Annotated in this window: 15 protein-coding genes; 6 read left to right on the top strand and 9 right to left on the bottom strand. The window is 67.5% G+C overall.

The window, feature by feature from the left end; all coding sequences use genetic code 11:
- Nucleotides 1–163 precede the first annotated feature (163 nt).
- Entirely contained in the window at nt 164–508 is a 345-nt protein-coding gene (locus L6D89_RS15105) for a hypothetical protein (protein ID WP_236200314.1), read from the top strand.
- Nucleotides 509–618: 110 nt separating this feature from the next.
- Here the strand turns inward: L6D89_RS15105 and L6D89_RS15100 are convergent, their stop codons facing one another.
- Nucleotides 619–2,568 (bottom strand): hybrid sensor histidine kinase/response regulator, encoded by a 1,950-nt coding sequence (locus L6D89_RS15100; RefSeq protein WP_236200313.1) that lies wholly within the window; start codon nt 2,566–2,568, stop codon nt 619–621.
- A gap of 95 nt (nt 2,569–2,663) precedes the next feature.
- Nucleotides 2,664–2,993 carry a winged helix-turn-helix transcriptional regulator gene (locus L6D89_RS15095; protein WP_236200312.1) on the bottom strand — a complete coding sequence of 110 codons (330 nt, stop codon included), beginning with the start codon at nt 2,991–2,993 and terminating at the stop codon, nt 2,664–2,666.
- Between the two features lie 110 nt (nt 2,994–3,103).
- On the opposite strand from L6D89_RS15095, the gene gstA reads away from it, so the two are divergent.
- Together gstA and L6D89_RS15085 are read left to right on the top strand one after the other, a co-directional pair.
- On the top strand, nt 3,104–3,721 hold the full coding sequence (gene gstA / locus L6D89_RS15090) for a glutathione transferase GstA (RefSeq protein WP_236200311.1): 618 nt from the start codon (nt 3,104–3,106) through the stop codon (nt 3,719–3,721).
- A 150-nt stretch (nt 3,722–3,871) separates the two neighbouring features.
- On the top strand, nt 3,872–4,276 hold the full coding sequence (locus L6D89_RS15085; protein WP_236200310.1) for a hypothetical protein: 405 nt from the start codon (nt 3,872–3,874) through the stop codon (nt 4,274–4,276).
- A 14-nt stretch (nt 4,277–4,290) separates the two neighbouring features.
- Here L6D89_RS15085 and L6D89_RS15080 read toward each other — a convergent pair whose 3' ends face one another.
- Complete coding sequence (locus tag L6D89_RS15080; protein ID WP_236175710.1) at nt 4,291–4,737, bottom strand: N-acetyltransferase; 447 nt, start codon at nt 4,735–4,737, stop codon at nt 4,291–4,293.
- A 359-nt stretch (nt 4,738–5,096) separates the two neighbouring features.
- Between L6D89_RS15080 and L6D89_RS15075 the strand changes: the two genes are divergently transcribed.
- Nucleotides 5,097–5,414: an ElaB/YgaM/YqjD family protein gene (locus L6D89_RS15075; protein WP_236200309.1), complete on the top strand. Its 318-nt coding sequence runs from the start codon at nt 5,097–5,099 to the stop codon at nt 5,412–5,414.
- Nucleotides 5,415–5,448: 34 nt separating this feature from the next.
- On the opposite strand, the gene L6D89_RS15070 is transcribed toward L6D89_RS15075, so the two are convergent.
- Complete coding sequence (locus L6D89_RS15070; protein ID WP_236175705.1) at nt 5,449–5,676, bottom strand: hypothetical protein; 228 nt, start codon at nt 5,674–5,676, stop codon at nt 5,449–5,451.
- 404 nt (nt 5,677–6,080) lie between these two features.
- Between L6D89_RS15070 and L6D89_RS15065 the strand changes: the two genes are divergently transcribed.
- The gene (locus tag L6D89_RS15065) at nt 6,081–6,458 is read left to right on the top strand and encodes a DUF3509 domain-containing protein (RefSeq protein ID WP_236200308.1); all 378 of its coding nucleotides are present in this window, start codon (nt 6,081–6,083) and stop codon (nt 6,456–6,458) included.
- Between the two features lie 322 nt (nt 6,459–6,780).
- On the opposite strand, the gene L6D89_RS15060 is transcribed toward L6D89_RS15065, so the two are convergent.
- From L6D89_RS15060 to L6D89_RS15050, 3 genes are all read right to left on the bottom strand, one after another.
- Nucleotides 6,781–8,391, bottom strand: a complete 1,611-nt coding sequence (locus L6D89_RS15060) for an arylsulfatase (RefSeq protein ID WP_236200307.1) — start codon at nt 8,389–8,391, stop codon at nt 6,781–6,783.
- A gap of 167 nt (nt 8,392–8,558) precedes the next feature.
- Nucleotides 8,559–9,386: an ABC transporter ATP-binding protein gene (locus L6D89_RS15055; RefSeq protein ID WP_236200306.1), complete on the bottom strand. Its 828-nt coding sequence runs from the start codon at nt 9,384–9,386 to the stop codon at nt 8,559–8,561.
- Entirely contained in the window at nt 9,383–10,975 is a 1,593-nt protein-coding gene (locus L6D89_RS15050) for an ABC transporter permease (protein ID WP_373874954.1), read from the bottom strand. Before L6D89_RS15050 ends, L6D89_RS15055 begins: the two co-directional genes overlap by 4 nt.
- A gap of 257 nt (nt 10,976–11,232) precedes the next feature.
- On the opposite strand from L6D89_RS15050, the gene L6D89_RS15045 reads away from it, so the two are divergent.
- Nucleotides 11,233–12,294 (top strand): ABC transporter substrate-binding protein, encoded by a 1,062-nt coding sequence (locus L6D89_RS15045; protein ID WP_236200305.1) that lies wholly within the window; start codon nt 11,233–11,235, stop codon nt 12,292–12,294.
- A 299-nt stretch (nt 12,295–12,593) separates the two neighbouring features.
- Here the strand turns inward: L6D89_RS15045 and L6D89_RS15040 are convergent, their stop codons facing one another.
- Both L6D89_RS15040 and L6D89_RS15035 read right to left on the bottom strand, forming a co-directional pair.
- Entirely contained in the window at nt 12,594–13,568 is a 975-nt protein-coding gene (locus L6D89_RS15040; protein ID WP_236200304.1) for an alpha/beta hydrolase, read from the bottom strand.
- Nucleotides 13,565–21,595: a non-ribosomal peptide synthetase gene (locus L6D89_RS15035; RefSeq protein WP_236200303.1), complete on the bottom strand. Its 8,031-nt coding sequence runs from the start codon at nt 21,593–21,595 to the stop codon at nt 13,565–13,567. Before L6D89_RS15035 ends, L6D89_RS15040 begins: the two co-directional genes overlap by 4 nt.
- Between the last annotated feature and the right edge of the window lie 7 nt (nt 21,596–21,602).

Here is a 21,602-nt window from a genome sequence, read left to right as displayed (position 1 = left end):
CGGCCAGGGCTGGCTGCAACCGTTCGTCCCGTGCGCTGAACAGCGCCGCATCCGACCGGTCTTCCAATAAGGCGGCGCAACAGACGTCGTCCACTGCCGGAACTCATAGCGAGCCGCTCACGCTGAACCACTCTCGCTGCAACAGATTTGGGAGGTGCGAACGATGGGCTGCAACGAACACCGCGACCTTGAACGCTCAGACGGCCTGAATCGACTGCTGGACAGCGGAACACTGGCTGCCGGAAGTCGCCAGGAAATCCTCGCCCGCTACATTCTCAATCACGGCTTTGCCGCGCTCTCCGAGGCTCAGCAGCAGGAGTTTCACGATGACCTGCTGCCATTGATCGAGCGCCGCGATCGCAGTGAAGGCCTGATGCCCCAAGGCAACCTGGACCCAGCCCTCGCCGACCCGCTGATCAACGACCCGGGCAATGAAGACCCCGGCTCGCTGATCGAAATGGAGGTTGCCGAAGGCCTGCGCCCGGCGCGTCGTGGCACACCGCACTGAGGTCCGGTGCGCACCACCGCCTGCGGCGCAGTGGCTGCACAGCGGAACGCCTGGCGCATTCCCGGAAACCTCCGCCGGCCGCTGCCCGCGCGGCGGAGGTTGGGTTTTTCCTATTCGCTGTTCTTCACCCGCAGCAACAGCCCGAGCAATTGCTCACGGTCGAACGGCTTGGGCAGGCGCAGCACCGAATCGGCCAGGGTGTCCAGGCGCCCGGCGTAGCCAGTGGTGAGTGCGCAGGTCAGCGCAGGATACGCCTGGCGCACCTGCTGGATCAGCAACATGCCGTCCATGTCGGGCATGGCGAAGTCGGTGATCATCAGGTCGAAGTCCGATTCCCCCAGCAATTGCAGCGCCGCTCGCGCCGAGTCGCTGCGCACGGGCTGGCAGCCGAGGTCCGCCAGCAGGGCACTGGTGCCGGCCAGCACCAGTGCATCGTCGTCCACGACCAGCACCCGCAGCCCCAGGGGTTCGGCGGGTTCGCTCTGGGTGTCCGCGGCCAGCACTTCGTCGACAACGCCGGGTTGCGTCCCCGCCTTCACCGCCGGCAACCAGATTTCCACAGTGGTGCCGGATCCCGGTGTACTGCGCAGCAGCAGCGCCCCGCCCTGCTGCTGCGCCAGCCCGTGGACGATGGAAAGCCCCAGCCCGGTGCCCTTGCCGGTCGGTTTGGTGGTGAAGAAGGGTTCGGCGGCGCGGCGCAGGGTGTCCTCGTCCATGCCCTGGCCAGAGTCGGTCACGGCCACGCACACGTAGTCACCCGGCGCCAGCTTGCCGCTCTGCCGCGGCCCGACCTGGGCGTTGCGCGCCGAGAAGGTGATGCTGCCGCCGCCAGGCATGGCGTCGCGGGCGTTGGTGGCGAGGTTGATGATCGCCAGCTCCAGCTGGTTCTGGTCGCTCATCACGCTATCCAGCTGCAAGGGGAAGCGAGTCTCCAGGCTGATGGTCGGCCCCAGGGAGCTGACCAGCAACTCACTCATGTCCTGCAGCAGCGCCGGTAGCTGGATGGGCTGCGGGAACAACCGCTGCTTGCGGGCGAAGGCCAGCATCCGCTGGGTCAACTGGGCACCTCGGCGGGTGGCTTCCAGGGCGTTGCGCCAGATGCCCTGAACCTTGTCGTTATCCTTCGGCAGTTGCCGTTCGAGCAGTTGCAGGCCGCCAAGGATCACCGTCAGCAGATTGTTGAAGTCATGCGCGACGCCGCCGGTGAGCTGGCCCAGCGACTCCATCTTCTGCGACTGGATCAGCTCGTCGCGGGCGCGCTCCAGCTCTTCCTGGGCTCGCCGCTTGTCGGTGATGTCGCGGGTGATCTTGGCGAAGCCCAGCAGCTTGCCGGCTTCGTCGAACACCGGGTCGATGACGATGTTGGCCCAGAAGCGCGAGCCGTCCTTGCGCATCTGCAGGCGCTCTTCCTCGTAACGCCCTTCGGCCAGCGCGGTGTTCAGGCTGGTCTCCGGCACGCCGCCCTGGCGGTCATCGTCGCAGTAGAAGCAGTCGAAGCGACGGCCAATGATTTCTTCCGGGTGGTAGCCCTTGATCCGCTCGGCGCCGGGGTTCCAGCTGGTGACATTGCCTTCGGGGTCGAGCATGTACAGCGCGTAGTCGGTGACGCCATTCACCAGCAGGCGGAAATGCTGCTCGCTGCGGCGCAAGGCCTGCTCGGTCTCGTGCTGCTCGGTACGGTCGCGGGTGATCTTGGCGAAGCCCAGCAGCGCGCCGGAAGCATCGCGGATGGCGTCGATCACCACGTGCGCCCAGAACGAACTGCCATCGCGGTGCAGGCGCCAGCCTTCACTCTCGTAGCGGCCCACCCGCGCCGCTTCGCCCAGGGCATGCTCCGGCAAGCCGGCGGCGCGGTCGGCCGGCGTGTAGAAACGCGAGAAGTGCTCACCGAGGATCTCGTCGGCGGCGTAGCCCTTCAGGCGCTGCGCGCCGGAGCTCCAGCTGCTGACCCGGCCATCGGGGTCGAGCATGTAGATGGCATAGTCGGTCACGGCTTCGACGAGCAGGCGGTAGCGCGCGTCTTCCACGAGTTGGGCGGTGCTGGCGGTCGTTTCAGGCATGCAGTCGGCTCTCCTGGCTCATTGCAGCAAAGCATAGGCGCGAGCGCGCCACCGCACCTGCCGCCAGACGGCGTGCCGCGCTGCCTGGCCGGCTTTCAGCCGCGCTCCACGGGCCGCGCCTTGAGCCACAGGCCGAAGGTCCTGATGACCTCCACTACCGGGCGCAGTCGGTCACCGTCGGCGCTGAGGCAATACTCCACCCGTGGCGGAACGTCGGGATAGACCGTGCGAATCACCAGCCCCGCGTCCTCCAGTGCCCGGAGTTCGGCCGTGAGAATGCGCTGGGATATCTCCGGCATGTCACGCCGCAACTCGTTGAAGCGCTTGCTGCCCTCAAGCAGGTACGACACCAGCAACAGGCGCCAGCGGCCGCCGATCACGCGCATGGCTTCCTCGACTGAACAGCCCGAAACGTTCTTCTTCATCGCTACTTCCCGGTAACCTTTTTGTGCCCAGGCCACAAAAAAGTGCGTTCTTACGCGCTGCATCGGGCTCGGCAATACTGGCCGCCCTTTACCGGCCAGAGCCTGCCCCGATGAAACTCTACTTTGCCCCCAATGCCTGCTCACTCGCCCCGCACATCATCCTGCGCGAGCTGGGCCTGCCGTTCGCGCTGATACGCGTGAACAACCAGAGCAAGCGAACCGCCGATGGCCGGGACTTCTACCAGATCAACCCGAAGGGCTACGTCGCAGCGCTGCAACTGCCCGACGACACGGTGCTCACCGAGGGCGCGGCAATTCTACAGTACCTCGCCGACCAGCGACCCGAAGCGGGCCTCGCACCGCTCAATGGCACGCTGGAGCGCACGCTGCTGCAGGCGCAGCTCAACTTCATCGGCAGCGAACTGCACGCGGCGATGAGCCCGCTGTTCGACAGCGCGATAGCCGAGCCGGTGAAGGATCTGCTGCGATCGAAACTCGCCCGGCGCCTGGGCTACCTGGACCAGGCCTTGGCCACCAGCGGCTACGCCTTCGGCGACCGCTTCAGCATCGCCGACGCCTACCTGTTCAGCGTGCTGGGCTGGTCCGAACAGCTGAAGGTCGACCTCGGGGCTTATCCGGCGATCCGCCACTTCCGCGAAACGGTCGCTGCGCGCCCGGCGGTCATCGAGGCGTTGCGCGCCGAAGCCGAGGCGCCCGCCGTCGCCTGAACCGCCCGGCGGCCAGCACTCGCCCAGGGCGCGCAACCGCTCGGCGGAAAATTCGCCGTTGCATCGCGCAAGCTGCACCTTCCGTGGTCCATCACACTAGCCCGGCCCGCCATGTGCCGGGTTTGCTGCAATGAGCACAGGAGATAGTGGATGAGCGCTGACCCCGAGAGTTTCGCCAATGCCTACCAGAGCGCCCTGGTGGAAGTGGCCCTGCCCGTCTTCGCCCGCGCCAGCGAGTTCGCTCGCAAGCACGGCCTGGAATGCAGCGTGGAGTTGCTGGATGGCCGCCGCGACCTGCCGCAGCTGAGCCTGAAGGTGCGCCACTCCTGCCATGATGCCGAATGCATCTGCCGCATCAGCGCCGACCCGCAGACGCAGCGCCTGTGCCACGAAAACCGCTGCGGCGAGACCGAAGCCGACGTGCAGCAGGTGATCGGATCACTCGCTTCGCTCAACGAAATGGTGCTGGACACCCGCCTGCTGGAGTTTTTCCAGAGCTCCTTCGCCCTGCACCTGGACTACGCGTCCAGCCGGCACGCCGGGGGCTTCTGGTAGCCGGCAGAGGTAGCTCAGCAGCCGCAGGCCGCCCGGCGTGCGGTCCAGGACATGCGAGTCTCGGGATGCCCGGTGTGTTCGTCCGCGCGTTCCTCCAGCACCTCGAAACCATGCCGCTGGTAGAACGCCAGCGCGCCGGCATTGGCCGAGTAGACTGCCAGTTCCAGCATCGGCAGGTGGATCTTGGCATCGCTCAGCAGGTGCGAGCCCAGCCCCTTGCCCTGGCATTCCGGGGCGACGAAGAGCGCGGCCAGGGCGCCATCATGCAGGCTGTAGAAACCGCTCACGCAGCCGTCGCTCTCGACGACGCGCGAGGCGGCGGCCGGCAGATAGACGTCGCGCATGTCCTGCAGACGCTGCTGCCAGAAATCGCTATCGATGAAGTGATGGGCCTGCTGCGAAGCGCGCAGCCAGATATCCAGCACCCGCTCCATGTCGTCGTCGCGAAAGTCACGGATCAGCATCGGCAGTCGTCTCCCGGTTCGTTGAAGTGCTCATGGCGTGGCGGGCGGCATCCTCGCACAAGCGATCGCCCCTGCGCGCCCCCGCGCGCTGCCACCAATCGTCGCACCTGCTCAGCCTCCAACGATGGCAAAAAACGGCCGGCGAGCGCCTTTTGCACTCAAGCACGCCCGGCAGCGGCCGTCAGGTTCCACTCATCAGAATCAGTGAACGCCTGCAGGCCTGGAGGTTCTCTGCAATGGGTCCGGCAAATCCGCGAACGCGCAACGCAGAGCGGCCACGCCCCCTCACAGCGCGACAGCGAACGGCGCTGCCGGCTCGGTGAAATTCATTCACAAACACTCAAGGAGACACTCGAATGGGCAGCTATCGCTGGTTCCCCTCCAACCGCCAGAGTGGCGTGCAGGAACTGCAGTCCCTGGTAAACGACCTCGAAGCCCTGCTGGCCGGCAGCCGCGAGCTGACGACGGAACAATTGCCGGCCTTCAGGAGCAGGCTGCGCGAACTGGTGGCCGACGGCCGCGACACCAGCGAGCACCTGATCCAGCGCAGCCGCCGGGCCATACGCGCGGGTGGCGAGTACGCCGGTGAACACCCCTGGCAGACTGCGGCAGTGCTGGCGACGGCCGCGGGCCTGCTGGCGGCGGTCTGTGCGTTCAGCCGCCAGCAACGCTGAGTGAGGCGCCTGGCGCTGGCATGGCGCACGCACGCTAGTCGATGAAGCTGTCGATCAGCTCCAGCCCCAGACTGCGCACCCGCCCGGCGCTGCTCAGCTCATCGCCATGGATGCCGACCACGATGGTCGAGGGCATGTCTGCCGGTTGGCTGCTGAGGCGAATCGAATAGCGACCGCCGGCCTCCCGGTAGCAGGAGAAATTGAACAGCGGGTAGGCTTCGTGGAGCACCGCTTCCACATCCAGGCGTCGGAACTGCGTCATGGCCACCTCCTCTCCCTGGCTAAACCCTGCCCGCTCGGCCAAGCGAGGGAAATACTGGCGATTGGCCCAGGCACTGCGCCTCGCGGCGGCCTCCAGGCGGATCGCCAGCGCTGGCAGGCGCGCTGGGCGTCACGATGTCGACCGAGACAGTTACGGATTTCAGACGGAAGGCCCGGTCCTGTGGCAAACGGCTTGGGGCAGCGCCTGGCCGTGCATTTTCCAGCGTTTTGCCGCTGCGACCTTGCATCCTGCAAATGACCAATCGCCAGCATGCCTGGGCGATTCCCTGCAATAACAACCTGTTAAGCGGATGAAACAGTCTCTCCCGGCGTGGCACGGCTGATGCGAGGTTCCAGGCTAAAGCCAGCGCCCTGGCTTTTGCCAACCAGCGGGAGGGAAAGATCATGTCCAGTTGCCGAGACACGGCCATCGAACATCTCAGCCAGCAGTTCCGCGACTACCGCCCACAGTTCTCGACCAGGCCCGATGGCACGCTGCTGATCAGCCTGCGCAATACCGCAGGCAAGCGCCTGATTTCCCGTGTGATCCAGCACGCGGAACAATCCAGCAGCGTGTTGCTGAACGATCTCGTGGAGCGTATCCGCCGCGACCTGATGACCGTGGAGGGGCCGCTGGAAGAGGTCAACGTCGAATGGTTCCTCAAGCGTATCGAGTTGCAGACGTTCATCCCGCTGAACCCGACCCACCGGCCGCGCAAGGTTGTGGTGGCCGGTGCACGCCTGCGCGCCCAGGCTGGTAAACAGGCCCGGCATGCGCGCTGAGAATGAAAACATCCCAGGACACCCCCGTCCCCGATCCCCGGGTGCCCCGCGAGGAGTCGCAGGTGGAACAGGTGGACATCGAACTGCAGGGCAGCCGACTTGTCCGCCGCCCGCCAGGACGGCCTCAGGGAAGAGCCCGCATGAGCGGGTGGGACACAGCAGCAAACTGGCCCGCCCGGCTCGAGGCCCATGCCGGTGCCGCCGTCAGTCCGGGCAGTCGGGCGGCTACCGGCTTTCTCCGTGCCGGATGCGTGGCGCCAGATGCGTGCCAACGTCCCTCCCGCCAGACCGCGGGCAGGAAAGGTCGGCGGGACGCCGGCCTTCAGCGCGCCAGGAATGGCGGCGGCGCGTCGATCACGCCGGTTTCGTTGACGTACTGCTTGTAGTGCTCGATCAGTGCTTCCAGCTTGGCCGGCTCGCTCTTGGCCAGGTCGCGGGTCTCGCCGGGGTCGCTGGCCAGGTCATACAGCTGCCAGGTGGCCGGGCCGACCGGCGCCGGCAGGTAGACCGCCTTCCAGTCGCCCTGGCGGATGGCGCGCATGCCGAACAACTCCCAGCCGGTAACGGTCTTTTCGTCGTGGGCCTGTTCGGTCTCGCCGGACAGCCAGCCCAGCCACGACTTGCCGCGCACCTCGGCCACCTCGCGGCCATGCCAGTGCTTGCCCGGATGGCGCACGCCGGCCAAGTCGAGAATGGTCGGGGTAATGTCCATCACGGTGGAAAACGAGTGGCTGATCTCACCCTGGCGTTGCAGCGCGGGGTAGCGCACCAGTGCCGGCACGCGGATGCCGCCCTCGGTGGTGAAGGCCTTGTACAGCCGCGACGGCGCGGTGGCCGCCTGTGCCCAGCGCGGGCCGTACCAGATGTACGAGTTGGCGCGGCCGATGTTCTCCAGGCTGTTGTCGTAGTGCTGGTCGAGGAAACTCAGCAGGTCCGGACCGAAGCGCGGGAAGGCTTCCAGCAGAGCACCCTCGGCGCCATTGTCGGACATGAACAGGACGAAGGTGTTGTCCAGCTCGCCCTGCTGGCGCAGGTACTCGACGACGCGGCCGACGTTCCAGTCCAGGCGCTCGACCATCGCCGCGTAGACCTCCATGGCCCGCGCCGATTTCGCCCTCTCCTCGTCGGTCAGGCGCGTCCACTCCTTGCTGATCGCCAGTACCGGATGCGCCTGCACGTCAGCATCGATAAGGCCCAATTGCTTGAGCCGCTCCAGGCGTTCCAGGCGCAGCGCCTCGGGGCCGGCGTCGTAGCGGCCCCGGTACCTGTCGACCACCTCCTTGGGCGCCTGCAGCGGCCAGTGCGGCGCGGAGAACGGCAGGTAGGCGAAGAACGGCCGGCTCTGGTCGCGCTCCTTGAGGTACTCGATCAGCTTGTCGCCGAAGGCGTCGGAGGAATAGAAGTCGGCCGGTAGTTCGTCGATGAACTGATCGTCTTCGACATACAGCGCCGGTGTGCCCTTGAGGATGCGCGGCGTGGTTTCGTCATAGGGCGGCTCGAAGCCATAGTGGTTGGCCGCGCCGGGCAGCAACGAGAAGGAGCGCTCGAAGCCGCGCGCATGGGGCGCCTGCTCCAGCTTCAGGCCCAGGTGCCACTTGCCCGACAGCAGGGTCTGGTAACCCGCCTCGCGCAACAGCTCCGGCAGCGCCACCACGCGGTCGTTGAGGTAGCCCTCGTAGCCCGGCTTGCCCTCCAGTTCCGGGGTCAGCGCCTCGGCCATGGTGCCGATGCCGGCAATGTGGTGGTCGGTGCCGGTGAGCAGCATCGAGCGCGTCGGCGAGCAGGTCGGCGCGGTGTGGAAATCGGTCAGGCGCAGGCCTTCAAGGGCCAGTGCATCCAGGTGCGGCGTGGCGATCTCGCCACCGAAGGCGCCGAGATCGGAGAAGCCGAGGTCGTCGGCGACGATGACGAGGAAGTTGGGGCGTTTGCTCATGGAAAGCCTCGTGAAATGGAAAGGTCGGTGTACTCGGCGCACCCTCACCCCAGCCCTCTCCCAGAGGGAGAGGGAGCCGTCCGTGCCGGCTGAAACCACAGTTTCAACCCGCGCCAATCGGTCCCCTCTCTCTCTGGGAGAGGGTTAGGGTGAGGGAACTCGTGCCCTCAGCAGGCGAGAAACTCGAACGGCAGGTCCTCTACCCGCTTGAGCTGCGGCGCGACGTAATCGCCCTCGCCCGTCAGCTCGTGCAGCAGCGCCTCACGCTGGCGCAGGAAGTCGTAGCCGCCGCGCTCGCGCGGGTGCCCCAGCGACACCCCGACAATGCGCTTGATGCGCCCGGGTCGCGGGGCCATCACCACCACGCGGTCGGCGAGGAACAGCGCCTCCTCCACATCGTGGGTCACCAGCACCGTGGTGATGCGCTCGCGCTGGCGGATGCGCAACAACTCGCCCTGCAACTGCTGGCGGGTCAGCGCGTCCAGTGCGCCGAAGGGTTCGTCCAGCAGCAGGATGCGCGGGCTGGCGACCAATCCGCGGGCAATCGCCACGCGTTGCGCCATGCCGCCAGAGAGCTGGTGCGGATAGGCTCGGGCAAAGGCGGACAGGCCCACCAGTTGCAGATAGTCGGCAACCTTCGCGGCCTTGCCGGTTTCGCTCAGCGCTTCGTTGACCAGTCCGAGGGCGACGTTCTGTTCCACCGTCAGCCAGGGGAACAGACGGTGCTCCTGGAACACGATGCCGCGCTCGCCACCGATGCCGTCGATGGGCGCGCCATCAATGCGGATCTCGCCCTGGAACTCACGATCGAGCCCTACCAGCAGACGCAGCAGCGTGGACTTGCCACAGCCGCTGGCGCCGACGATGGCGATGAATTCGCCATCGGCGATCTCCAGGTCGAAACGTTCGATGGCCTGCAACTCGCGACCGTCCACGGGGAAACTCTTGGCCACCTGGCGAAAGCTCACCAGGGCCGGGGAAGCGAAGGCGTTCATGCGTGTCTCCAGCGCGTCACGCGCGCTTCGATGTGCTGACCGAGGGCGGCCAGCAGGGCTCCGGTGAGGCCGACCAGCAACATGCCGGCGCCGACCAGGTCCATGCGGAAGAGTTGTTGTGCGCCGATCATCAGGCTGCCGATGCCGCCATCCGAGGGCATGAAGTACTCGGCGCCGATGGTGCCGAGCCAGGCGTAGATCAGCGCCAGGCGCACCCCGGCGAACACCGAGGGTGCGGCCCCCGGCAGTACCAGTCGACGCAGGCGCTGCCAGGGCGAGAGGCGCAGGGCGATGGCCGCCTCGCTCAGCTGCGCCGGCAGGCTGGCGATGCCGCGCTGGGTCGCCAGCAGCAGCGGGAAGAACGCAGCCAGGCCGACGAACACCACCTTGGCCAGTTCGCCCAGGCCGAACCAGGCGGTGAGCAGCGGCACCCAGGCAAAGATCGCCACCTGCCGCAGTGCGGCGAAGGACGGGCCGAGCAGCCGTTCCGCCGGGCGCCACAGGCCCAGCCCCAGGCCGAGCAGGAAGCCCAGCGAGCCGCCGAGCAGCAATCCGCCGAGGGTACGTTGCAGGCTCGCCAGCAGCGCACCGGTCAGGCTGTTGTCGAGCAGGCCGCTCCACAGCGCGCGAGCGACCGAAGCCGGGCTGGCGAGAATCGCCGGATCGACCCACTCCAGCGCGCTCGCCGCCTGCCAGATCACCAGCAGGGCCAGCGGCAGTAGCCAGGGCTGCCAGCCCTGCCCCGAGGTACTGCGGCGAAACTCGCCGACGGCCTGCTGCGGCCAATGCACCAGGTGCCGGTCCAGCGCCTGGATGCCACGGTCCATGGCTGCCCCCACCAGGCCGATGACCAGGATGCAGACGAACACGATGTCGAGCATGAAGAGTTGCCGCGCCTGCACCATCAGGTAACCGATGCCTTCGCTGGAGGCCAGCAGCTCCACGGCCAGCAGCGAAGTCCAGCCTTGCGCCAGTGCCAGGCGCACACCGGTAAGGAACGCGGGAAGCGCCGCCGGCAGGATCAGCCGCCACAGCAACAGCCGGCGCGGCAGGCGCAGCACGGCGGCGGCTTCGCGCAGACGCGGCTGGGCATCGCGCACGCCCACCAGGGTGTGCAGCGTCACCGGCACGATGATCGCCTTGATCAGCACCACCAGCTTGAGCAGCTCGCCGATGCCGAAGAACAGCATGAACAGCGGAATCCAGGCCAGCGTCGGAACCTGCGCCAGGGCACTGAAGGTGGGCAGCACCAGACGCTCGGCGCGGCGGCTGAAGCCGAGCCAGGCGCCCAGTGCCAGCCCGCTGAGGATGCCGGCCAGCAGGCCCCAGAGCAGACGCTTCAGACTGATGCCCAGTTGCTGCCAGAGTTCGCCGGCGAACAGCTCGCGGCCGGCCTGCAGCACCAGCTCGGGCGTGGGAAGAATCTGCGCGGACATCCAGTGCCGGTGGCTGGCGGTCCACCAGAGCGCCGCAATGGCCAGCGGCACCAGCCACGGCAGGAGGGCGTCCAACCCGCGCCCAGCGGTAAGGGAAGGCCTCGGGCGAGAACTGGGAAGAGCAAGGCGATAAGGCTTCGAGATATTCTTCATTGGAATATAAATAGTTATATCAATGCATTTATGAGCTAACACAGGCCATTTAAGGGAAGGCCCCCGCGCTCATCCAATGCATTCGCCGAATATTTTTTATGCCCTCCGGGCATCTGCCCGCGAAGCCTTGTGCTCTCTCGCTTAGCTCGAATAATTACTAAAAAATGAATTTTTATTATTTTGTTGGCGATCAGCCCCATGCCTTTAGTGCGGGCGCCGGAGCCGCATGCGCTCCCCTACTGCAGGAGGCAGGCGCCATGAAGGCCCTCACCCAACAATTGCTCTCCCTCTTCGCTGCGCCAGTACTGGCCGGCCTGCTCGGCGCCTACCCGCTGGTGACCCAGGCGGCCGACCCGCTGAAGGAAATCCGCATCGCCGTGCCCGACGTCAGCGCCGGGCAGAACCACTCCGGCGGCGGCGTGGTGGACATCCTCTATACCCGCCAGTTGCTGGAGAAGGAGTTCGCCAAGGACGGCATCCAGGTGAAATGGAGCTTCTTCAAGGGCGCAGGCCCAGTGGTCAACGAAGCCTTCGCCAACGGCCAGGTGGACTTCGCCTACCTGGGCGATCTGGCCGCGATCATCGGCAAGTCCAGCGGGCTGGATAGCCGCGTGCTGGCCGCCACCGCGCGCGGCGTCAACCATTACCTGGGCGTGCAGCCGGGCTCGGGGATCAAGACCCTGGCCGACCTCAAGGGCAAGCGCGTGGGCATCTTCCGCGGCACCGCCAGCCAGCTGTCATTCGACAATGCCCTGGCCAGCGCCGGGCTCTCCGAGAAGGACCTGAAGGTGATCAACCTCGACTTCAGCGCCGCTCTCGCCGCCCTGGCGGCCAAGCAGATCGACGCCACCTGGGGCCTGGCCGGCCTGTTCGCCCTGCGCGACAAGGGCCTGGCGGAAATCCCCCTGAGCACCCATGACCTCGGCGGCGCCGGGACCCTGCAGGCATTGCTGGTGGGCAACGGCGAATTCGTCGACGCCCACCCGGAGATCACCGAGCGTCTGCTCAAGGTGCAGCTGCAAGCCGTGCAGTGGGCCAGCGCCGAGGCCAACCGCGATGCGTACATCGAGCTGGTATCCAGGCAGGCCAATTATCCGTCGGTGATCTTCAAGAGCGAATTCCAGGGCCGTCCGCTGGTGAAGGTCCTGTCACCGAAGCTGGACGATGATTTCCTCGGCCGCCTGGATGCGTCCATCACGGCCGCCAGGAGCTACGGCCTGATCCGCCGCGAATTCAAGGCCGCCGACTGGGCCAGCCCGGCGCTGCAGGACGCCGCCAGCCGCGACTTGGCTGCGCAGCCGGTGGCGGCGGTGCAATAGCCTTCCGGCCTTCATCTATAGGATGGGTGGAGCTTGCGATACCCATGCTGCCCCGAGCGCATCACCATCGATGGGTATCGCTGCGCTCCACGCCATCCTACGTTCGCTCTCCACCGTGACGCAGTATCGTAGGGCGCCTAACGCACCAGTGTTATCCGCCGCCATGTAGCCGGTGGCGGCACTCCAATAGCCAACCCCGTGCTCTTCGTAGGAGCGAGCTTGCTCGCGAAGCGCACTCTGCCGATATCCCGGCTCGGGCGGCGGAGGGTTCGCGAGCAAGCTCGCTCCTACAGGGAAGCTCACCAGCGCGCCGCAAGAAACTCCGCCACGCGCCGGTAATACCCCTCCACCTCCGGCACCAGGTTGCCCATGCGCAGGAAGTCATGGGTCATCCCGCAGCAGCGCTCGGCCTCCACTTCCACGCCCTGCGCCACCAGCGCGTTGGCATAGGCCAGGCCTTCGTCCAGCAACGGATCGAACTCCGCGGCAAACAGCAGTGCCGGAGCGCTGCCTTGCAGGGCAGCAGCCGCATGCAACGGTGAGCAACGCCAATCGCGGCGCTGGGAAGCGTCAGGCACGTACTGCTGGTAGAACCAATCCAGGCTGGCCGTTTCCAGCAGATAGCCTTCGGCGAACAGCTCCTGGGATTCGCTGCGTGCACCGGCATCCGCCGCCGGATAGAACAGCAACTGGGCGCAGGGCTGTTCGGCGCCCTCGCCCGCCAGCTCGGCGCAGAGCACGGTCGCCAGGGTGGCGCCGGCACTGTCGCCACCGACCGCCAGACGGCGCGAGTTCAAGCCCAGGCTGGCGGCAGAGGCCAGCAACCAGTTCCAGGCATCGCGGGCGTCGTGATTGGCGGCCGGGAAAGGCGCCTCCGGTGCCAGTCGGTAGCCCACTGAAAGCACCGGGCAATTGCAGTGCTTCGCCAGCAGCCGGCACAAGCCATCGTGGGAGTCCAGGCTGCCGACCGTATAGCCGCCGCCGTGGAAATACAGGATCGCTGCGTCCCCTGCGCCGTTTCCTGCGAAAGCGGGCCGATACAAGCGTGCGGGCAGTTCGCGCCCCTCCCGAGCCGGAATCCGCAATGCCTCCACGGGCATCGACGGCGCCCCGGCCCTGAGCGACTCCGAGGAAGCCTCGAAGTCCGCCCGCGCCTGTTCCACCGGCAGTTCATGCAGCGCCGGCCGACCACTGCGGCGGCCCTCGTCGACCATATCGAGAAATGCGGAAATCTCCGGATGCAGCATGCCGACCTCTTTCATCAATGCATTCATACCGTGGCCTTTTCCTTGGCGGTTTCAACCTGCGCGCAGCAGTGGCCGATCACCCCGACCAGCTCTTCTCGCAGCTGCGCCATCAGCGCCTCGATGCGCGACGGGCGGAACACCCGGCGGCTGAACATGCAGCGCAGGGTCAGCTCACCGTCATAGACCTGGCCGACGATCTCCAGCCAGTTGTTCATCGGCGTGCTGGCGGCATAGGTGTCTCCGGGCTTCTCCTGCAAGGGCACGAACAGCGCCTGGTCATCGAAGCTCTGGTCGAACTGGCCGAGGTAGTTGAAGGTGACGCGCGGCTCGGCGCGGGCGGCGAGCTGGCGGCGCAGCGCGCTGTCGCCCAGGTAGCGCAAGGCGCCGTAGCCAATCCCCTTGTCCGGCACCGCGCGCAGTTGCTGGCGGATCGCCGGGATGGCCTGGGCGTAACCGCCCTGCCCCGGCGTCAGGCGCAGCGGGAACAGGCTGGTGAACCAGCCCAGGGTGCGGCTGTGGTCGACGCTGTCGAGGATGTCTTCGCGGCCGTGGCCTTCCAGGCCGATCAGCACCGACTCGCTGTCGCACCACTGGCACAGCGTGCGGCCCAGGGCGGTCAGCAGCAGGTCGTTGATCTGCGTGCGGTAGGCCTCGGGCGCGACCTTCAGCAGGCGCTGGGTCTGCTCGCGGTCCAGGCGCAGGAACGTCTGCTCCAGCTGTGCCATGCGCTCGGCGCCGCGCGGGTTGTCGCGCTGCGGCTGGCCCAGGCCGGCGCTGTCGGTCTGCTCCAGCCAGTACGGCAGGTCGCCTTGCGCCAGTTGGCTGTCGGCATACTCGCGCAGGCCTTCGGCCCAGGCGCGGTAGGCGCTGGTACGCTCGAAGCGTGGCGCCGGCTCGCCGCTGACCTGCGCGGCGTAACGCTGTTGCAGTTCCTCCAGCAGGATGCGCCAGGACACACCATCCACACCCAGGTGGTGGATCACCAGCAGCAGGCGCTGGGTGCCGTCGGCCATGTCGGTGAGCACGCCGCGCAGCAGGCGGCCTTCGCTCAGGTCCAGGCTGCGCTGCGCCTGGTTGGCGATCAGCAGCGCCTCCTCGGCATTGGCCGCCTGACGCTGCCAGAGCAACGCACCGGTGATCTCGCTGGCCTCGCGATAACGCTGGTGCCACTGGCCGTCAGTCCCGCGCGCAAACGACAGGCGCAGGCTGCCGTGCTCGGCCAGCAGGCCTTGCAGCGCCGCCTCCAGCGCATCGGCATCCAGACGCTGACGGCACTCCAGCAACACGGCCTGGTTGAAGTGGTTCGGCTCCTCCAGCTGCTGCTCGAACATCCATTGCTGGATCGGCACCAGGCCGAAGGATTCGCCGTCATCGACGACTTCCACGGTATTCACCGGCGCCGCCTCGGCCACGCTTTCGGCGCGTTCCAGCAGGCCGGCGATGGTCTGGTACTGCAACAGATCGCGCAGACGGATTTCCACGCCCTCGCCCAACGCCTGCCGGGCTCGCGAGACGATCTGCAGGCTGAGGATGGAGTCGCCGCCGAGGTCGAAGAAGTTGTCGCGGATGCCGACGCGCTCTACCTGCAGCACGTCCTGCCAGATATCCGCCAGGGCCTGCTCGCGCTCGTTGCGCGGCGCCTCGTAGGCCTCGCCCTGCCAGGTCGGCTCGGGCAATGCCTTGCGGTCGATCTTGCCGTTGGGCGACAGCGGGAAGCGCGCAAGCTGGAGGATCTGCGCCGGCACCATGTAGTCCGGCACCTGCTCGCGGAGGAAGCTGCGCAGCGTGTCGCCGTCCGCTTCGCCAACCACGTAGCCCACCAACTGCTTGCCGCTGATGCCGTCGCGGGCGACCACCAGCGCCTCGCTGACCTGCGGGTGATCCTGCAGGCGCGCCTCGATTTCGCCCAGCTCGATGCGGAAGCCGCGAATCTTCACCTGATGGTCGATCCGCCCGACGTAGTCGATCACGCCGTCAGCGCGGCCGCGCACCAGGTCGCCAGAGCGGTACAGACGGCCACCGCGAGCACCGAACGGGTCCGCCACGAAACGCTCGGCGGTCAACCCGGCGCGTTCGTGGTAGCCCCGCGCCAGACCATCACCACCGATGTACAGCTCACCCGCTACGCCCAGCGGAACCTGGCGTAGTTGCTCGTCGAGGATGTACAGCGTGCGCGCGCCAACGCCCTTGCCGATGGGGGCATAGGCGGCATCGCAGGCCGTGGCGCGATCAGCCTTCCACAGCAGCGGCGTGACCACGGTTTCCGTGGGGCCGTAGCCATTGATCAGGTGTTCGGCGCGCAGGGCGCGCTTGGCCAGTTCGAAGCTGGCGTTGGGCACCGCATCGCCCCCGAAACAGTAGATGCGCACCGGTGGCGGGTTGCCGTCACGCAGGGCGTGCTCGGCCAGTTGTTGCAGGTACACCGGCGGGAAGGCCGCCACGCTCACCTGCTTGTCGTGCAGCACGCGGTAGGTCTGCTCCGGCGTCCACAGCTCATCGCCGCGCAGCACCAGACTGCCGCCATGCACCAGGGTGGTCAGCCAGCGCTCGTGGGCGCCGTCGAAGGCGAAGGACATGAAGTGCAACTCGCGAGTCGCCGCGTCCATCCGGTACAGCTCGCCGATAGCCGCACAGTGCATGGCCAGTGGGCCATGGCTGACTGCCACGCCCTTGGGCTTGCCGGTGGAGCCGGAGGTGTAGATCAGGTAGGCGAGGTTTTCCGGCTCCAGGCTGACCACCGGCAGATTGCTGTCTTCGCCCGTCAGATCAAGGCCATCCAGCTCCAGGCAAGCCACGCCCGCTGGCAGCGGCAGGCGCTCGCGCAGGCGGCTGTCGGTGATCAGCAGCGCGATGCCGGCGTCACTCATCTGGAATTCCAGGCGCTCGCGCGGGTACTCGGCGTCCAGCGGCACGTAGGCACCGCCGGCCTTGAGCACCGCCAGCAGCGCCAAGGGAATGCGCACGCTGCGCGGCAATGCCACACCGACGCGGACCTCCGGGCCGACACCCAGCGCTATCAGCCGATGGGCCAGGCGGTTGGAGTCGCGCTCCAGCGCCGCGTAGTCGATCTCCTCGTCGCCGCAGATCAGCGCCACGTCAGCGCCGCGCAGAGCGGCCTGGCGCGCGATGGCCAGGTGCACCGGCTCCGCCGGCGGCAAGGACTGCTGCGGGCCACGGCAGGCGGCCAGCGCCGCGCGGTCATTGGCGGACAGGCACTGGAGCTCGCCGACGCGCTTGCCGGCGCCGTGCAGCAGGCTGTCCAGCACCTGTTCCAGGTTGCCGCGCAGGCGCGCCACAGCCGGTGCGCTGAAGTGCGCGCGCAGGTACTGGTATTCGATCTCCAGTCGGTCGCCGACGCGCACCGCGAGGTCCATCGGGATGCTGGTCTCGTCCTTGGACTTCAGCTCGCCGAAGCGTGGCCCCTGGACGCTGCGCAGCACCTCGTCCACCGGGTAGTTCTCGAACACGATGATGCTGTCGAACAGCGCCTGCCCGGCCTGGCCGGCCCAGCGCTGGATGTCGTACAGCGGCGTGTGCTCGAACTCGCGCACGTCCAGGTTGTAGGCCTGCAGTTCGCGCAGCCAGTTGCCCAGGTCGGCGTGTTCGGCCGGCGCCTGGACGATGGGCAGCGTGTTGATGAACAGGCCCAGCAGGCTGTCGGCGCCGGCCAGTTGCGCGGGACGGCCGGCAACGGTGGCGCCAAAGGCCACGCGCTGCTGCCCGGTGTAGCGTTGCAGCAGGAGAATCCACGCCGCCTGCACCAGGGTGTTCAGCGTTACCCGCTGGCTGCGGGCGAAGGCCTTCAGACGCTCGGTAGCCGCCGCATCGTAGCGGCTGTATTCCAGGCCGTGGCCGCTGCCCTCGGCCGGGCGCGCCAGGCTGTCAGCGAGCACGGTGGGTTGGGCGAAGCCTTGCAGGCGCGCGCTCCAGAAGTCCTGCGCCTGCTGCTGATCCTGCGCTTGCAGCCAGTGGATATAGTCGCGGTAGCGGCCCTGCTCGGCGATGGTCTCGCCGTTGTAACGGCGCAGCGCCTCGGCGAACAGCTGGGCGTTGCTCCAGCCGTCGAGCAGGATGTGGTGATGGGTGTAGACCAGCTGGTGGCTGTCCTCGGCGCTGCGCACCAGCACCAGGCGCAGTAGCGGCGGACGCTCCAGGTCGAAGCTGCGGCTGCGTTCGGCGGTAGCCAGCTCGTCCAGCGCCGCATCCATGTCCTCGCGGCCGCGCCAGTCCAGGACTTCCAGCGGCAGCTCGACGCGCTTGTGCACGGCCTGAAGCGGCTTATCGAGGCCTTGCCAGTGCACGCCTGCACGCAGGTTGTCATGGGCATCCAGCGCGGCCTGCCAGGCGCTGCGGAAACGCTCGACGTCCAGCCCGTGCACTTCCACGCGCAGCTGGTTCACGTAGACGCCGCCTTCGCTGCCGTCCACGCCGTGGAACAGCATGCCCTGCTGCATGGGCGACAGCGGGTAGAGGTCTTCGATCTGGTCGGGGTTCAGACCGAGCGCGGCCAGTTGCGCGGCATCCGGCGCATCGATGGCCGCGCTGCTTACCGACGGCGCTTCAAGCGCTGCGAAATCACCGGCCACACGAGCCAGTGCCTGCAGCGTCTGATGCTGGAACAGATCCTTCGGGCTCAGCTGCAGGCCAGCGGCGCGGGCGCGGCTGACCACCTGGATGGAAACGATGGAGTCGCCGCCCAGCTCGAAGAAGTTGTCGTCCAGGCCGACCCGTTCCAGGCCCAGTACGGCGCACCAGATGGCCGCGAGCGTCTGCTCACGCTCGCTCTCCGGTGCGCGGTAGCTCTTCTGCAACAGGCTGAAGTCCGGCTCCGGCAGGGCCTTGCGGTCCAGTTTGCCGTTGGGCGTGAGCGGCATGCGCTGCAACTGGACGATCTGCGCGGGGACCATGTAGTCCGGCAGCTCTTCCAGCAACGCGGCGCGCAGGTCGCTATCGATCTGGCCGGTCACGTAGCCCACCAGCTGTTTCACCTGCCCCGCGTCGCGGGCGATCACCACCGCCTCGCGCACGCCGGGTTGGCCGAGCAGGCGCGACTCGATCTCGCCCAGTTCGATACGGAAGCCGCGAATCTTCACCTGGTGGTCGATGCGACCGAGGTATTCCAGCACACCATCGGCGCGCCAGCGCGCGAGGTCGCCGGTGCGGTACATGCGCCGGCCTGGCTGGCCGTATAAACCAGCGTAGGGATCGGCGACGAAGCGTTCGGCGGTCAGTTCGGGGCGCCCATGGTAGCCGCGCGCCAGGCCGTCGCCGGCGATGTACAGCTCGCCGGCCACGCCAATGGGCGCCGGCTGAAGCTCGCCGTCGAGGATGTACAACTGGGTGTTGGCGATGGGTTTGCCGAGCAGTGCGCGGGCGCCCTTGTCGATCTTCCAGGCCGCCGACCAGATGGTGGTTTCGGTGGGGCCGTAGAGGTTCCACAGCGCATCGCCGCTCTCCTTATCGAAGCGTGCGGTGAGCTTGTCCGCCAGTTCGGCGGACAGCGCCTCGCCGCCGCAGAAGAAGCGGCAGCCAGTCAGGCGCGGGAATTCCTCGTGGCCGCTGAGCAGCGTCCAGGTGCTCGGCGTCGCCTGGATCACCGTCACGCCCTGTTCCAGCGCCACGCCCAGCAGGCGCGCCGGGTCGCGGGCGACGTCGCGGTCCACCAGCACCACGCGGCCGCCGACCAGCAGCGGCAGGTACAGCTCCAGCGCGGAGATGTCGAAGGACAGCGAGGTCAGCGCGAGCACGCGGTCCCGCGCGTCCAGCCCTGGTTCACGGGCCATGCTGAGCATGAAGTTGACCACCCCGCCGTGGCGCACCGCGACGCCCTTGGGCTTGCCGGTGGAGCCGGAGGTATAGATGACGTAGGCGAGATCGTCCGGGCGCGCGAGATTCGCCAGGTCGCTGTCGGCATAGGCTTCCAGCTGCGCCCAGTCGCGGTCCAGGCAGAACACGCGGGCACCGCTCTGCGGCAGTTCGCCGAGCAGGTGCTGCTGAGTCAGCAGCAGGCGCACGCCGCCGTCTTCGAGCATGTGTGCCAGGCGTTCGGCGGGGAATTCCGGGTCCAGCGGCACATAGGCGCCGCCGGCCTTGAGCACGGCGAGCAAAGCCACCGGCAGTTCGACGGAGCGTTCCAGGGCGACGCCGACGCGGCTGTCCGGGCCGACGCCCTGCTCGCGCAACCAGTGCGCGAGGCGGTTGGCGCGGCTGTTGAGTTCGGCATAGTTGAGGCTGCGCTGGCCGTCAGTCAGCGCAATGTCATTGGGCGTGCGCGCCACTTGCTGCTCGATCAACTCGTGCAGACAGGCGTTACGCGGATAGTCCATCCCGGTGGCATTCCAGCCGTAGAGCAGTTGCTCACGCTCACTGCCCTCCAGCAGCGGCAAGCGCGCCACCGGGCAGTGCGGCTCGGCGACGATGCCGCGCAGCAGGTTGAGGAAATGCCCGGCGAGACGCTCGATGGTCGCCGCGTCGAACTGGTCGGTAGCGTACATGAACTGCCCGCGCACCTGGCCGTCGCGGCTCTCCTCGGTGTTCAGGGTCAGGTCGAACTTGGCAATACCGCTGTCCAGCTCCAGGCTTTCCAGCTGCAGCCCACCGGGCAGCTCACGCAGCGCGTCGCGGCGGCTCGGCTGGTGGTTGCAGGCCACCTGGAACAGCGGGTTGTAGCTCAGGCTGCGCTCGGGCTGCAGCGCGTCCACCAGTTGCTCGAATGGCAGGTCCGGGTTGGCCTGGGCGCCCAGCACCGCTTCACGGGTGCGGGCCAGGAAGGCGTTGAAGGATTCGTCGCCGTCGATACGCGCGGACAGCACCTGAGTGTTGACGAAGAAGCCGATCAGCCGCTCGCTCTCGGCGCGGCCCCGGCCGGCGATGGGCACGCCGACGCGCAACTCGCGCTGACCGCTGTAGCGCGACAGCAGCAACTGGTACGCAGCCAGGATCAGCATGAACAGCGTGGCGCCCTGCCCCCGCGCCAGTTCGCGCAGGGAGTCGCTCAGCGCGCGCGGCAGCTCGAAGTCCAGGGTGGCGCCGCGGTAGCTCTGCACCAGCGGGCGCGGCCGGTCGCCCGGCAGGGTCAGCAGCAGCGATTCGTCGCCCAGCTGTTCCTTCCAGTACGCCAGCTGCCGCTCACCCTCGCCGGCCGCCAGCCACAGGCGCTGCCAGCGGGCCATGTCGCTGTACTGGATCGGCAGCTCGGCCAGGTCGGCTTTCGTGCCCTGCACCTCGGCGCTGTACAGCGCTGCAAATTCATCGATCAGTACGCCGATGGACCAGCCGTCGGCAATGATGTGGTGCAGGTTCACCAGCAGCAGCGCCTCACCCGGCAGGCGCGCCAGGTGCAGGCGCAATAGCGGGCCCTCCGCGAGATCGAAGGAGCGTTGCGCGCACTGGTTCAACCATTGGCGAGCCTCGGCCTCATTCGCGAAGTCCTTTCGCTCCAGCTGCGCCGGCACCGGCGGCAGGATGCACCGCATGACCTCGCCATCCGATTCCCGTAGGGCGGATAACGCGCCAGCGTTATCCGCCGTTGCACCCGGCCCAGGTTGCGGCGGATGACGCTGCGCGTCATTCGCCCTACCAGAGCGGCCCTCCACCGTGGGCGGAACCTGACCATCCGGCCCTCGTAGGGCGCATAACGCGCCAGCGTTATCCGCCGTCGCACCCGGCCCAGGTTGCGGCGGATGACGCTGCGCGTCATTCGCCCTACCAGAGCGATCTTCTACGTTGCGGAAGACTGTGCGCAGGCTTTCATGGCGCGCGATCAGCGCGGTGAAGGCACGCTGCAGCGCGCCCTCGTCCAGCGCGCCGCGCAGGCGCACGGCGGCCGGGATGTTGTAGGCGGCGCTGTGCGGCTCCATCTGCCAGAGGAACCACAGGCGCGCCTGGGCCGCCGACAACGGCGCGTGCTCGCGGCCCTCGCGGAGGATCGGCAGGCGCGACAGGCTCACGCCTTTCTCGCGGAGCTGGCGCAGGAAGATGATCTGCTTGTCCTCGGAAAGCGCGCCAAGGCGCTCCGCGACCTGTTTCAGCTGGGCGTCCATCGGATGGTTCATTCCCCCA

The organism is Pseudomonas pseudonitroreducens, from assembly GCF_021603645.1.
GTDB classification, from domain to species: Bacteria; Pseudomonadota; Gammaproteobacteria; order Pseudomonadales; family Pseudomonadaceae; genus Pseudomonas; species Pseudomonas pseudonitroreducens.
This window is presented reverse-complemented; position numbering and strand designations above follow the sequence as displayed.